This is a genomic window from Archangium violaceum, from assembly GCF_016859125.1.
Classification (GTDB): domain Bacteria; phylum Myxococcota; class Myxococcia; order Myxococcales; family Myxococcaceae; genus Archangium; species Archangium violaceum_A.
Map to the genome: position 1 here is coordinate 11724043 of NZ_CP069338.1, position 13332 is coordinate 11737374.

The 13332-nt window shown below is 68.5% G+C and carries 7 protein-coding genes; 5 read left to right on the forward strand and 2 right to left on the reverse strand.

Features of this window, described 5'->3' with window-relative positions:
- Positions 1-223: 223 nt before the first annotated feature.
- The 4 genes from JQX13_RS49500 (at position 224) to JQX13_RS49515 (ending at position 10352) form a co-directional block, all read left to right on the forward strand.
- Positions 224-4189 carry a protein kinase domain-containing protein gene (locus JQX13_RS49500; RefSeq protein ID WP_203406351.1) on the forward strand — a complete coding sequence of 1322 codons (3966 nt, stop codon included), beginning with the start codon at positions 224-226 and terminating at the stop codon, positions 4187-4189.
- Between the two features lie 100 nt (positions 4190-4289).
- Positions 4290-7448 (forward strand): ATP-binding protein, encoded by a 3159-nt coding sequence (locus JQX13_RS49505; RefSeq protein ID WP_203406352.1) that lies wholly within the window; start codon positions 4290-4292, stop codon positions 7446-7448.
- Positions 7449-7510: 62 nt separating this feature from the next.
- Entirely contained in the window at positions 7511-8458 is a 948-nt protein-coding gene (locus JQX13_RS49510) for a threonine/serine dehydratase (protein ID WP_239014337.1), read from the forward strand.
- A 70-nt stretch (positions 8459-8528) separates the two neighbouring features.
- On the forward strand, positions 8529-10352 hold the full coding sequence (locus tag JQX13_RS49515; RefSeq protein ID WP_430384132.1) for a serine/threonine protein kinase: 1824 nt from the start codon (positions 8529-8531) through the stop codon (positions 10350-10352).
- Between the two features lie 19 nt (positions 10353-10371).
- On the opposite strand, the gene JQX13_RS49520 is transcribed toward JQX13_RS49515, so the two are convergent.
- The gene (locus tag JQX13_RS49520) at positions 10372-11388 is read right to left on the reverse strand and encodes a hypothetical protein (protein ID WP_203412641.1); all 1017 of its coding nucleotides are present in this window, start codon (positions 11386-11388) and stop codon (positions 10372-10374) included.
- A 356-nt stretch (positions 11389-11744) separates the two neighbouring features.
- Complete coding sequence (locus JQX13_RS55070) at positions 11745-12119, reverse strand: hypothetical protein (RefSeq protein ID WP_239014338.1); 375 nt, start codon at positions 12117-12119, stop codon at positions 11745-11747.
- A gap of 204 nt (positions 12120-12323) precedes the next feature.
- On the opposite strand from JQX13_RS55070, the gene JQX13_RS49530 reads away from it, so the two are divergent.
- Positions 12324-13196, forward strand: a complete 873-nt coding sequence (locus tag JQX13_RS49530; protein ID WP_203406354.1) for an alpha/beta fold hydrolase — start codon at positions 12324-12326, stop codon at positions 13194-13196.
- Positions 13197-13332 lie beyond the last annotated feature (136 nt).

Below are 13332 nucleotides of genomic sequence, written 5' to 3' on the forward strand. Positions count from 1 at the left end.
CTCTGAAGCGCGAGCCTACCCCACCCCCGTGCCGGGGACTTGGGAGACAGGCTTCGAACGTGCGCGCGCCTCGCCGGATGGCTCCCCTCTTCCAGCCTCGCCCGGCCTCGATGTTGCCCCAGCGAGAGGCCATGCACATGTCCTGAGAATGGGGCGATCCCCGGCTTCTCCGGCGCCAGCCAGGCACGAGGAGTGGCGCGAGCCCCTCTCGAGGCAGCCGAGGATGGATTCGATTCAAGACGACATGGACTTCGGGGACTCCTTGCTGGAGGAGGTCGTGGGCACCGATCCCTGGCTGGCCAGTCCCGTCCCTGGAGAGAAGCTGGGGGGCCCGGATGGCCGGCGGTTCGAGATCCAACTGGCGCTGGGCCGCGGCTCCATGGGCGAGGTGTTCCAGGCCTGGGACGCGGAGCTGCAGCGCGAGGTGGCGCTCAAATTCCTGAACCCGCAGACCATGTCGCTCGGGAGCCGGGTCACCGAACTGCTCCAACAGGAGGCCCGGGCCATTGCCCGATTGAACCACGAGAACATCGTCCGCCTCTTCGACGTGGCCGAGTGGCGCGTCGAGCACGGAGAGCAGCGCGTGCTCTTCCTGGTGATGGAGTACCTGGAGGGCGAGTCGCTTTCGGCGCGGCTGCACCGGGGCCGGCTGGAGCTGAAGCAGGCGATGACGATCATGGAAGGAGTGGCCGCGGGCCTCGCTCACGCGCACCAGCGACACCTCATCCACCGGGATCTCAAGCCCGCCAACGTCTTCATCACCCGCGAGGAGACGGTGAAGCTCCTGGACTTCGGCCTGGCCCACCTCGTGGCGAGCACCCTGCCCCTGCCGGACATGTCCACGGCGGGCACTCCCTTGTACATGGCACCCGAGCAATGGTTGGGCAGGCCCCAGGACGAGCGGACCGATGTGTGGGCAGCGGGGTTGCTGCTCTACGAGCTGCTGACCGGCAAGCGGCCCTTCTCCACCCTCTGTGCCGAGGAGCTCCGTGCCCGGGTGATCTCCGCGGAGCCCGTGCCCTCGGTACGCGCGCTCCGCCCGGAATTGTCGCGGGAGCTGGAGCAACTGGTCGCCACGGCCCTGGCCAAGGACCCGGCCCGGCGCATTCCCTCGGGGCAGGAGTTGCTGGAGGAGCTGCGCGAGGTGAGCGAGCACCTCGGGCTGCGTCGCGAGCAGGGGCAGACCTCCGTCGCCCAGCGTCGACAGGTGACGCTGGTGTGCTGCGTACCGCTCGGACTCCCGGCGGCGCTCGACCCCGAGGACTTCGATGAGCTGGAGGCCGCCTTCCGCGAGACCTGTGCGGAGCTCCTCGGCCATCACGGCGGCTCGCTCACGCCCTCCATGGGAGCCCAGGTGCTGGCCTGCTTCGGCTATCCCCAGGCCCAGGAGGAGGATTCCAGGAACGCCGTCCACGCGGCAATGCTCCTGGCCCGGGACTTCCCCCGGATGCTCCAGCGGAAGCTGCCGCGCCCGTTCTCGCGAGGGCTCTCCATGGGGGTGGGCATCCACACGGACAGGGTGGCCCTGCACGAGAGCGCGGGGGGGCCCGTCCTCTCGGGAGATGCGCCCGAGGTGGTCGCCTGGCTGGCCCGGCAGGCCGAGCCCGGCACGGTGCTCCTCAGCGAGGCCACCCGGACCCTGGTGCGCGGTGCCTTCGAAATGGAGCCGCTCGGGACACGGCGTCCCACGGGAGCACCGGCCGCCCGCCCGGTACGGGTGTTCCGGGCGCTGAGCGAGCGCAAGACCCGGTCCCGCTTCGAGCGGATGCACGCGGCCTTCGGGCTGACACCGCTGGTCGGGCGCGAGCGGGAGCTGCGGGAGGTGCTCGAGCTGTGGGCGAGTGCCCGGCGGGGACAGGGCACCGCCGTCCTTCTTCGCGGCGAGGCGGGCCTGGGGAAGTCCCGCCTCATCCACGAGGTACGGGAGCGGGTGGCTTCCGAGGCGGACTGTCGCCTGAATGCCCAGTGCGGCGCCCCGTTCTCCTCCAGCGCGCTGTATCCCGTCATCGACCTGCTCCAGCGCCTGCTCGAGGATTCACGCCCGGAAGGCGCCTCCCCCGGAGCTCCGCGCGGGCTGGAGCCACGACTGCGCGCGCTCGGCCTCTCGGCCGAGCACCTGCAGGCGCTCGTCTCGCTCCTGTCCCTCCCGCCCATGGAGACACTGCCCTCCACCCAGCTGACGCCGGAGCGGCAGAAGTCACTGGTGTTCGACGCCCTGGCCATCCTGCTGCGGGGCCTGGCTCGCGAGCGACCGGTGCTGGTCGTGGTGGAGGATCTGCACTGGGCGGATCCCTCCACCCTGGAGCTCCTGGTCTGGCTGCACGAGTCGGTGAGTCAGTCCCGGGTGTTGCTGCTCCTCAGCAGCCGCGCCGAGCCGCGCGATGCCGCGCCGCGATGGCCCGGCCTCCACATCCTCTCGCTGGAGCGACTGTCCGAGAAACACACCCAGGTGTTGGTGCGGGAGGCGGCCCGGGGCCGGGTCCTGACATCGGGAGTGATGCGGCAACTCGTGAAGAGGACGGAGGGCGTTCCACTCTTCGCGGAGGAGCTGACGCGCATGATGTTGGAGCGGCAGGCCGCTGGAGACGTGTCCTCCTCCATTCCCTCGAGCCTGCACGAGCTGCTGCTCGCGCGTCTGGACGCGCTCCCTCCCCGGCAGAAGATGCTGGCGCAGCTCTGCTCGGTGATGGGACGAAGCTTCTCGAGTGCCCTGGTGGCGGCCCTCACGCATCAATCCGAGGCCGCGAGGATCCGCGATCTGGAGGGGCTGGTCTCCGCGGGCATCCTGGAGCAGGAGGGGCCGGACGAGGAGCTGGCGGAGTACCGGTTCCGGCACGCCCTCATCCAGGAGGCGGCCTATCAATCGCTGCTGCGCGGCACCCGGCGCGAGTACCACCAGCGCATCGCCCTGGTGCTGGAGGAGTCCTTCCCCGAGCTGGCGGAGGCCCATCCGGAGTTGCTGGCCCACCACTACACGGAAGCGGCCTGGCACACGCAGGCCCTCCTCTGGTGGACTCGCGCCGGTGCACATGCCAGTCAGCGCTCGGCCCACCAGGAGGCGATTGAACACCTCACGCGGGCGCTGAACCTGCTGCGGACCCTTCCGGACGCGGGCCAGCGCCAGGGCGAGGAGCTGCGGCTCCTGATGACGCTGGGCATTCCCCTGGTGCAGGCGCGGGGCTATCAATCGGCCGACGCGGAGCGGACCTTCGCGCGTGCTCGCTCGCTGTTCGATGCCGTGGGCGACGAGCTGCCTCGATTGGAGCTGTCCTACTGGGGGGCCTTCTCCTTCTACCTGGGGCGCGGCGAGCTGTCGCCCGCATGGGAGCTGGCGGAGCGGTTGGTGGCCCAGGGCCAGCGACTGGAAGACCGGGAGCTGCTCGCCCTGGGACACGGGATGATGGCCATGGTGGCCTTCACCCGCGGACAGGGCCGTGCCGCGCGAGAGCACGCGGAGCTGGCGCTGGGAAGCTCGCACTTCACCCTGGACGAGCACCGGCGTCTGGCGCTCCGGCACTGGGTGGAGCCACGGGTGAAGGCGCTGGCCTACGGCTCCCTCATCCTCTCCTGGGGTGGGGACCTGGAGCGGGCCCGAATCTGGGGCCAGGAAGCGCTGGCACTGGCCGGACGGCTCGGACACCTGCACACCTCCGCCTTCGCCCTCCACTCCGTGGCGCAGGGCAGCCAGTACTGGGGAGATGTCGTCAGCACCCTGGAACTGGCGGAGCGCTGCATGGCGCTCTCGAGCGAGCACCACTTCCGGATGTGGCGCAGCGGGGCGGCGCTCCTGCGCGGCTGGGCCCTGGCCGGGATGGGATGGGTCTCCCAGGGGCTGGCGCTCATGCGGCAGGGGATCGAGCAATGGCGGGCTTCCGGCATCCAGTCCTACCAGAGCCACCACTGCGGCATGTTGGCGGAAATCTACTTGTGGCAGCGGCAACCCCAGCAGGCGCTGGAGGTGGTGGAGCGGGCCCTCACCCACCTGGGAGAGGAACGCTTCTACGCCTCGGCGCTGCACCGGCTGCGGGGCGAGGGTCTGCGTGCGCTCGGCCAGGAGCAGGAGGCCGAGGCCAGCTTCAAGTGTGCTCTCGAGATCGCTCGTGAGCAGGGCGCCCACACCTTCGAGCGACTCGCGAGACAGCGGTTGAAGACGGTTCCTCCCCCCACTCCGTGGCCGGTGCGCGCATGAGGTGTGCTTCCCCCATCACGAAAGTGGCGCCGCGGCTCCCTCCAGGGTGGGAGTTCCCCACGACACCCCGACCGGGACTCCGATGAGGCGATGAACCCGTATGCACTCCCGAGCGACCCTGCCGCGTCTGCACATCCACGCCAAGTTGCTCGTCGCCTTCGTCCTCGTCCTCCTACCGGTCCTGGGTCTGCTGGTCGCTGGCTTCCTCTCCGACCTGAGGCGGACCCAGGAGTACATCCTGGAGGCCCAGGCGATGACGGCCCAGTCCGTCGCCGTACAGGTCGCCGAGGTCTTCGATGGTGCCGTCGGGCTCGGTTGGGCCGTGGCGCAGGATCCGCGGCTCCTGATCCTGGACTCCCGGGTGCTGGACTCTCACCTGAGGAGGGTGGTCGAACGCAGCCCGCTCTATCAATCCATTGGCATCTACGACGCCCGGGGTCACCAACGGGGTTGGGGGGGCCAGTCCGGCTTCGCCGACCCCGGGCGCGACATCCGTGACCGCCCGTTCTTTCAGCAGGTGATGGCGAGCAATGCACCCGTCATCTCCCATGTGCACGAACTGGAGCGCACCCTTCGTGCGGGATTGATCGCCAGCGTTCCCATCCGTGACGAAGGAGGACGGCCCATCGGAGTCGTCACCATCCAGCTCCGAGCCGAGCAGCTCGCGGATCGCTTCCTGGATGCCCGCTCCCAGCAGCGACAGGTCCTCCTCCTGGTCGATCCGAGCCGCAGGCTGGCCTTCCACACGGGTGCCGCCTACCTTCCCTACCGGCAGAGCGGCGCCTATCTCCGCTTCGAGGCCATCCAGAGGGCACTGGACGGCATCCCGGCTCGGCTGGCCCGGTTCACGAGCCCCTTCCTGGAAGACGAGCACCTGGGAGCCTTCGCTCCGGTCCCCAAATACCCGTGGGCCGTGGGGGTATCCGTGGAACGCGACCTGGCCCTGGCTCCTGTCTACGAGCAGATGCACCTCAGGCTCGCCGTCTTCGCGGGCATCCTCCTGCTGAGCCTCCTGCTGGCCCTGGGGTTGACGCGCTTCTATACCCGCCCGGTGAGGCAACTCCAGGCGGCCGCCCAGGCCCTGGGACGGGGCGATCGGGAAGCGCGCGTGCACATCGACACGGGGGATGAGCTGGAGGAGCTGGGCAAGGCCTTCAACACGATGGCGGCCGAGGTCGCGAGGCGGGAGACGGAGGTGAACGCCCTGCACAAGGAGGCCGAGCGCCAGGCCCTCGAGCTCGCGGCGATCATCGCCAGCGTGCCGGAAGCCATCATCGTCGCCAACACGGAGGGACGGATGGTCAGCACCAATCCCGCGGGCTTCCGGCTGCTCGGAATCCGGAGCCACTCCGGTTTCACCGAGATGTCCTTCTCCGAGCATCTCCGGCGCCATGACCTCCGGCACCCGGACGGACGCCCGATGGAGCAGAAGGAATTGCCGCTCGTTCGTACGTTGAGGGGTGAGTCCTTCACCGACCTGGAGATGCTCTTCCGCCGTCCAGATGGGAGACAAATCCTGCTCAGCATCAATGGTGCCCCCGTCAGGGATGCCTCCGGGCAGATCATCCTCGGGGAAGTCGTCATCCGGGACATCACCCGGCACCGGCAGGAGGAGCAGGCCCTCCGCAGGAGCGAGGAGAGCCTCGCCCAGGCGCAGCGCATCGCGCACCTCGGCAACTGGGACTGGGACCTGGTGAGCCACCAGTTCCACGGGTCGGATGAGGTCTACCGCATCCTGGGCCTCACCCCCCAGGCGCGCACGCTCACCCTCGAGATGCTCCTCTCCTTCATCCCTCCCCAGGAGCGGCGGGGAATCGAGAAGGCGATGGAGGCGGCCCGGGTCGGGAGCAAGCCCTTCAGCCTCGACCATCGCGTCCGCCGGCCGGACGGAACGGAGCGCATCGTCCACCACGAGGTCGAGGTCCACCCGGACGCGGAGGGCCACCCGGTGCGCATCCTGGGGACGGTGCAGGACATCACCGAGCACAAGCAGGTGGAGGACGAGCTGGCGCGGCTGCTGGATCAGGAGCTGGCGCTGGCCCGGGTCGGTCAGGCCCTGGTCAGCGAGGTGGAGCTCGAGCGGATCGCCGAGGTGGTCATCGAGCAGAGCCGCCATAGCCTGCGCGCCGACGCGGTCGGGGTCTGGCTGGCGGAGCCGGAGCACCGGGAGCTCACCCTGCTCGCATCCCATCGCATCCCAGATGATGAGAGCCTGCGTCGCCTCTCCTTCGATGCCCCCGTGCTCACGGCGCAGGCGGCCCGGACGGAGCGGCTCCAGGTCGTCGAGGATCTCCAGGCGGAGGAAAGGCGGCCCGGGGTCTCGTGTATCTGGGCGGACGAGGGGTTGCGTGGAGTGGCGGCGTTTCCGCTGCGCTCTCGCGGGCACCTCGTGGGGGTGATGACCTACGGTACCAACGCTCCCCGCGCCTTCTCCGCACGAGAGCTGGAGTTCCACTCCACCCTGGGCCAGCTGTTCGCCGTGGCCATCGAGAAGGCACGCCTGTTCCAGCAGGTGCGAGAGGCCTTGCGGCTGCGCGAGGAATTCATGACGGCCGCGGCCCACGAGCTGAAGACTCCCGTCACCACCATCCAGACGTGGGCGGAGATATTGCTCGACAAGGAGGCGCTCACGCCCCGCCAGCTCAAGGGGATCACCGCCATCTCGCGCAACACCCGGCGGATTACCCGCCTGGTGGAGCACCTGTTCGCGGCCGTGAAGATGGCGCCCAACGAGCCAAGGCTGGAGCGCAAGCCCTTCGATCTCCACGCCCTGGTTCGAGAGCGGGTGGAGAAGGCGGCGCGAACCACGGAGAACCCGATTCGCGTCGAGACCTCTGGCCCGCTCATCGTCCATGCCGACCGCTATCTCATGGGAGAGGTGGTGTCCCATCTGCTGGAGAACGCCCTGCGGTACTCACGTCCTGGCGGAGCCATCCAGCTCGAGGCCCGGAGGCAGGGGGACGACGCCGTGGTCTCCGTGCACGACCACGGCCCCGGCATTCCGCCGGAGCGCCAGCCCCATGTCTTCGAGCCCCTCTATGAGCCGCTCCCACCAGGAGCACCGGGCTACACGGGAGTGGTGGGGCTCGGGCTGCACCTGAGCCGGCAGATCATCGAGGCCCATGGAGGGCACATCTGGCTGGTGAGCACCCCGGGGGCGGGCTCGACGTTCTCCTTCGGCATTCCCCTGGCGGAGGCCTCGTCCGAGGCGGTTCTGCCCATGACGGATTCCACGCCCGAGCTCCTCATTCCAGGGTGAAGGAGGATCCGGCCACCGAGGGGCCGCTCATGATAGACAGGCGGCCCCCGTTCGAACGAGCCATGGCCCTTCCCCTCTCCCGCGACGACATCCGCGCCGCCTACGAGCGCATCCGCCCCCACATCCGTCGCACCCCGGTCTGCACCCAGCCCGGCGGTGCCCTGGGACACGACGGGCCGGTGAGCCTGAAGCTCGAGTTCCTCCAGCACGCGGGCTCTTTCAAACCGCGCGGTGCCTTCAACACCTTGTTGACGCAGCCCGTTCCAAAGGCGGGTGTGGCCGCCGCATCGGGCGGCAATCACGGTGCGGCCGTCGCCTACGCGGCGCGGCAGCTGGGCATCCCCGCCCGCATCTTCGTACCGGAGATCTCGAGCCCCGCGAAGCTCGAGCTCATCCGCCGCTTCGGCGCCGAGGTCGTCATCGGAGGCCCGCGCTATGCCGACGCGCTCGTCACCTGCGGCGCATACATCGCCGACACGGGCGCGCTCTCCGTCCATGCCTACGACTCCCTCTCCACCATCCAGGGCCAGGGCACCGTCGCCCTCGAGTGGGAAGAGGATGGGCAGGGGCTCGACACGGTCCTCGTGGCCGTCGGTGGCGGTGGGTTGATCGCTGGCATCGCGAGCTGGTGGGCGGGGCGAGGCATCAAGCTCGTCGGCGTCGAGCCCGAAGGCTCCCGCGCGCTGCACGCCTCGCTCGAAGCAGGCCGTCCCGTGGATGTAACGGTTGAGTCAATCGCGGCGGATTCGCTCGGCGCGCGCAACACGGGAGAGCTTGTGTTCTCCATTGCCCGAGCCGCGGTCGACCACGTCGCGCTCGTGACGGACGCGGCCATCCGCGAGGCACAACGAACGCTCTGGCGCGAGTGGCGCATCGCAGCCGAGCCCGGCGGCGCGACGGCCCTCGCCGCGCTCCTCTCCAATGCCTACCGACCCCAGCCGGGCGAGCGGGTCGGCGTGCTCCTCTGCGGTGCCAACGTGGAGCTGAGCAAGCTCGCGGAGAGTGTTTGAAACCAATAGATTCGCCCTGAGAGCTCCCGGGGCAGGACCGCCGGATCCGCCGAGAAGAAAGAGTTGGCTCGTGACGCTGCAACAGGTGGGTAAATACCAATTGGTGCGCAAGCTCGCCGCGGGCGGCATGGCCGAGGTGTTCCTCGCCAAGGCCTCCGGGCCCATGGGCTTCGAGAAGACCCTGGTCCTCAAGCGCATCCTTCCCGATCTGGCCGAGGAGCCCGCCTTCGTCCAGATGTTCCTGTCCGAGGCCAGGCTCGCCGCCCGGCTCACGCACCCGAACATCGTGCAGATCTTCGATTTCGGCGAGGCGGACGGCGCGTACTTCCTGACCATGGAGTACATCGACGGGCCCAGCCTGCGCGAGGTCATCAAGCGCGCCACGAGCCAGGGCCTGTCGCCGCCCCCCACCCTGTGCGCCCGGATCATCTCCCAGGCCTGCGAGGGGCTCGCCTTCGCCCATGACTTCGTCGATCCCGACACGGGCGAGCCGCAGGGCCTCATCCACCGCGACGTCAGCCCGGACAACGTCCTGCTGTCCCGGCAGGGCGCGGTGAAGGTGGTGGACTTCGGCATCGCCAAGGCCGCCGGGCAGAGCCACAAGACGGAAAGCGGCGTCATCAAGGGCAAGATCGCGTACATGCCGCCCGAGCAGCTGCGGGCGAAGGCGCTGGACCGGCGCGCGGACGTGTACGCGCTCGGGGTGGTGTTCTACGAGCTGCTCACGGGCCAGCGGCCGTACGCCTCGGATTCGGAGGCCGGGCTGATGCAGGCCATCCTCTACGAGCCACCCATTCAGGCGGCCCAGGTCCGTCCGGATCTGCCCCAGCCGCTGCGGCGCATCCTCACCAGGGCGCTCGCCAAGGATCGCGACCAACGCTACCCGGACTGTCATGCCCTTCAGGCCGACCTGGAGGCGTTCATCGTCTCGGTGGGCAGGCCCGTGACGGCGCAGCAGATGGCCCAGTTCATCAACCAGACTGTCTCGAAGACGGACTTCCCCGCCCTGACGCCGCCCCCCGTCGGGCCGCTTCGGCCGGCGCTCACTCCGGCCCCCGAGCCACCGAACCTCGTCCGGAAGCGTGTTTCCTCGCCCACGAACGAGGTGGTGACGGCGAATCATCGCGGGCCCCAGGCGCCGAAAGAGGAGGAGCCGAGGGACCTCGTCACGCCTCCGCCCCGGCGCCGCGCGCACACGCCTCCGCCCCCCGAGCTGATGACCGCCCAGGTACGGCCGCCACGGCCGTCCCGGTCCACTCCAGCCCCGTCCACCCCCGACGAGGATCCCCAGGAGCTGAATCCGGGCGTGGCCACTGGCGCGCGGGCCGTGTGGCGCCCCGCCAGGCCGGAGCAGAAGCCCCCGCCGTCGAATCAACGGGTCCCCCTCCTGTTGGGTGCGGCCCTGCTGCTCGCCACGTGCGGCATCGGGGTGTCCTGGCGAGCGGGTTTCTGGCCGAAGCCTCCTCCCACCGCCGAAACAGAACCCATCTTGCTGGCGGAGACCCCCTCCGAGCCCAACCGCACGTCACTCCCCACCACGGGCGTGCAGGACGACGCGGGGGTGCCGGACGCGGGGAGCGGAATTGCCTCCGCCCCCCCTGTCACGACGCCCGCTCCCGCCCCCGTGCAGCCGTCAGTCCCGAAGCGGTCCGCTCCTCCAGCCACGCCCACCGTCACCTTCAAGGGCACCCTGGAGCTGCGCATCTTCCCCTACGCCACCGTCTTCGTGGACGGCAAGAGGCAGGGACCCACCCCCCTGCCCCCCCTGGAGCTGACCGCGGGGCGGCACACCCTCGAGTTCGTCAACGAGAAGCTCGCCAAGAGGGTGAAGCGCGAGGTCAACGTCAAAGCCGGACATCGCTCCACCCTCAAGCTCAACCTGATCGAGGAGTGAGCAGCGGCGGTTCCGAGGTTCAGTGCGACTTCGCCTGCCAGGCGTCGATTTCGCGCGAGGCCTCCGCCAGGGTCTCGCTGGAGCGGGCCTCGCGGATCTTCTTGCCCAGGCGGAACAGCTCCTTCTTCGCCGGGCCCTTCTTCGCGGCCTCCATGCCGTCGGCTCGAGTCTGGAGGGGAATCAGCCGCATCATGAGCCGCTCGCATTCGGGAGCGACGGCCGCCAGACACCCGAACAGATTCGTCGGTTCCTCCTCGGGCTGGGATTTGACGACGGGCACGGGGGGCTCTTCGGGCAGGGGCACGTCCTGGTCCTCGTCCCCGAGCTCCCAGAGCTCTTCAGGCACGGTGGATTTCGCCTTACGCCAGTCCTCGTTGGACGGGTACACGGCGAACTGATGGGCGAACCGCTCGATGTCCTGGGTGACGCGCACCCATTCGGTGCTCGTGGCCGCTTCCGTGACCTGGGCCTTCAATGCCGACAAGGCCCCGATGACCGTCCCCTTCCGGAGCCCTCGCACGCACAACATCTGATCCATGGAGGCCAACCTCCACAGCTGCTGTGCCTTCAAGGTCCTGCCCTTGGCCGCGATGCGTGCCGAAGGGCAATCCGGCGAGGAGCCCCCCGGAGTGGAAGGAGCCGGAGCCGGGGGGGACAGCTCCTGCTGGACCTTTCGCAGGCTGGCCTCGAAGAGACTCTCGATCTTGGGTGAGACCGGCTCGGGAAGCTTCGCATCGAGCCGGAGCATGAGCGCCATCTGGAAGGCATCTCCAGACTCCTCGTGCTTGCCCAATTCAAACAAGATGATGCCCTCGTAGAGGGACAGGGTCACCAGCTCGGACGTCCCCAACGGGCGCTGACGCACGAGCTCGATGACATCCACGGCCTGCTCGTACTCGCCCTGCCTGAAGAGGCGGCTGAGCATGCTGATCGTGTTCTTGAAGTCGACGGCTCCGGCACTCTCCCCCGCCGCGTACGCGGAAAGGGAGAGGAGCACGACGATGGGGACAACTCTCGTGTGGAACGTGGCAGGCATGTGACGACCAGGATTCTGGGCGAGGAAGGGCGGGGCTTCGAATAAAGGGCCAAATCTTCCTGATCCGCAAGCTCGTCCTGGACGGCATGGCCAGGATTCCAGACGGCGCGAGGCAGAAAGCCCGGTTCACCGCGTAAGCGGCGATCCGGTGTTCGGCCTTGTAGGTATTCGGGCCGGGAACACCATCGATGGGGCCGGTGTAGCCGAAGCTCCGGCCGACACTCTGGACGCGAGTCCAGTAGATCTTCCCGGGAATCCCATCTTCCTGCGCGGAGGTACGAGGTCCACCTCGGTTGTTCAGCTCACGCGCGGTGATCCTCACGCGAATCTTCTCCGTTTGAGGGCCTGTCACGCCATCAATGGGACCGGTATAGCCAAAGTCGATGACCGTAAGCGCCAATGTCCCACCAGTGGAAGGCGCCGGTGAGCGCTTTCGATGCGTCCGTCGAAACGATGCTCGACGCTTGGTAGGCCTCGATGGCGGAGGGCCGGGCCGAGGATTCGGGCAGCTGACCAAAGCGCCACATCAAAGAGCCGCACCACTGGTCCCACGACGCGCCGTCCCGCTTGGGATGGGCGGCAGCGTAGGCCCGCGCCCTATCGTAGATGGGTGAGTTCAACTCGGACGTGAACGTGCTCGTCTCCGACTCATCGAACGCCGCGTCCTCGAAGCTTCCACCACATGAGGCAAGCACGAGCTCCACTGCCAACATCGCCGTGTTCCACATCATCCGTCTCGAGTGCATTGCCTGTCTCCTGGTGTGGTCGGTCAAGCGGGTGGATGCGTTGGTCCCACCTCGTTGTCGAAACGAGGTGGCCTGAAGTTTCCATCTGGGCGGGTGTACAACCCCCCCTGTCAGTTTCGAGGAGTTGGGACCGTCCCCAGCCAGTCCATGGACCTTGACGCTCCCGCTCCCTTCTCCGAGTCTGCACGGATGACCCTTCAACTCGCTGCTCCGGACCGCACCCGCCACATCGCTCGTGAGGATGGAAGGCGCGTGGGCTGGTCCGAGTGGGGCTCCGCTCGAGGAACTCCGGTTCTCTTCTGCACCGGCGCGGCCATGACCAGCTCCTTTGGATTCGGTGCGGAGGCCATCCAGGAGCTGGGCGTGCGGCTGCTCTGCGTCGATCGCGCGGGGCTCGGCGGGTCGGCGCCGGACCCGAACAAGAGCCTTGAGAGCTACGCCCGGGATGTCGAGGCCGTGCTGCGATCCGAGGGAATCGCGCGGCCACCTGTCATTGGATTCTCCCAGGGCGCTCCCTTCGCCGTCGCCCTCGCTGGCTCGGATGTCGTCTCGGCCGTTGCCATCGTCTCCGGTCAGGATGAGCTCGCGTACCCACCGACGAGGCAGATGCTTCATCCAGACGTCGCCGGACTGGTCACGGCGATCGAGAAGGATCGGGAGGGCTTCGAGGCCTCGTTCGCCGCACGCGTGGACGCGGAAGGGCTATGGGCGCTCATCATCGCCATGAGCGCACCAGAGGATCGTGCCATCTACGACGAGCCCGCGTTCTCCACCGCGTACCGGCGGTCCCTGGCCGAGGGCTTCGCGCAGGGACCCGGTGGATACGTCCGCGACCTCACCCTGGCCATGAGCCGTTGGCCGACACAGCCCGAGACCATCACCGTGCCCGTGAGCCTCTGGTACGGAAAGCGCGACACGAGCACCGTCCACTCCCCGGACTTCGGAGAGACCCTGAGCACACGCTTCCCGAAGGCAACCCTGCATGCCTTTCCCGACGAAGGCGGCGCGCTCCTGTGGACCCGGAGCCGGGAAATCCTCGGCGACTTGCTGAAGGCGGGTTGAAGCACTCCCAGGCGACGCATGGTGACAGCAATCACCAGGTGATGACCGCTGTCACCAGCTGCGAGCACACCCGGGCATGATTCCGGACGACTCAACTCATATTCGAAGATCGACAACACCATCAACTCCGGAACCC

Coding starts and splice junctions, on each gene's coding strand:
- JQX13_RS49500 (WP_203406351.1), top strand. CDS start 224: ATGGATTCGATTCAAGACGACATGGACTTCGGGGACTCCTTGCTGGAG.
- JQX13_RS49505 (WP_203406352.1), top strand. CDS start 4,290: ATGCACTCCCGAGCGACCCTGCCGCGTCTGCACATCCACGCCAAGTTG.
- JQX13_RS49510 (WP_239014337.1), top strand. CDS start 7,511: ATGGCCCTTCCCCTCTCCCGCGACGACATCCGCGCCGCCTACGAGCGC.
- JQX13_RS49520 (WP_203412641.1), bottom strand. CDS start 11,388: ATGCCTGCCACGTTCCACACGAGAGTTGTCCCCATCGTCGTGCTCCTC.
- JQX13_RS55070 (WP_239014338.1), bottom strand. CDS start 12,119: ATGATGTGGAACACGGCGATGTTGGCAGTGGAGCTCGTGCTTGCCTCA.
- JQX13_RS49530 (WP_203406354.1), top strand. CDS start 12,324: ATGACCCTTCAACTCGCTGCTCCGGACCGCACCCGCCACATCGCTCGT.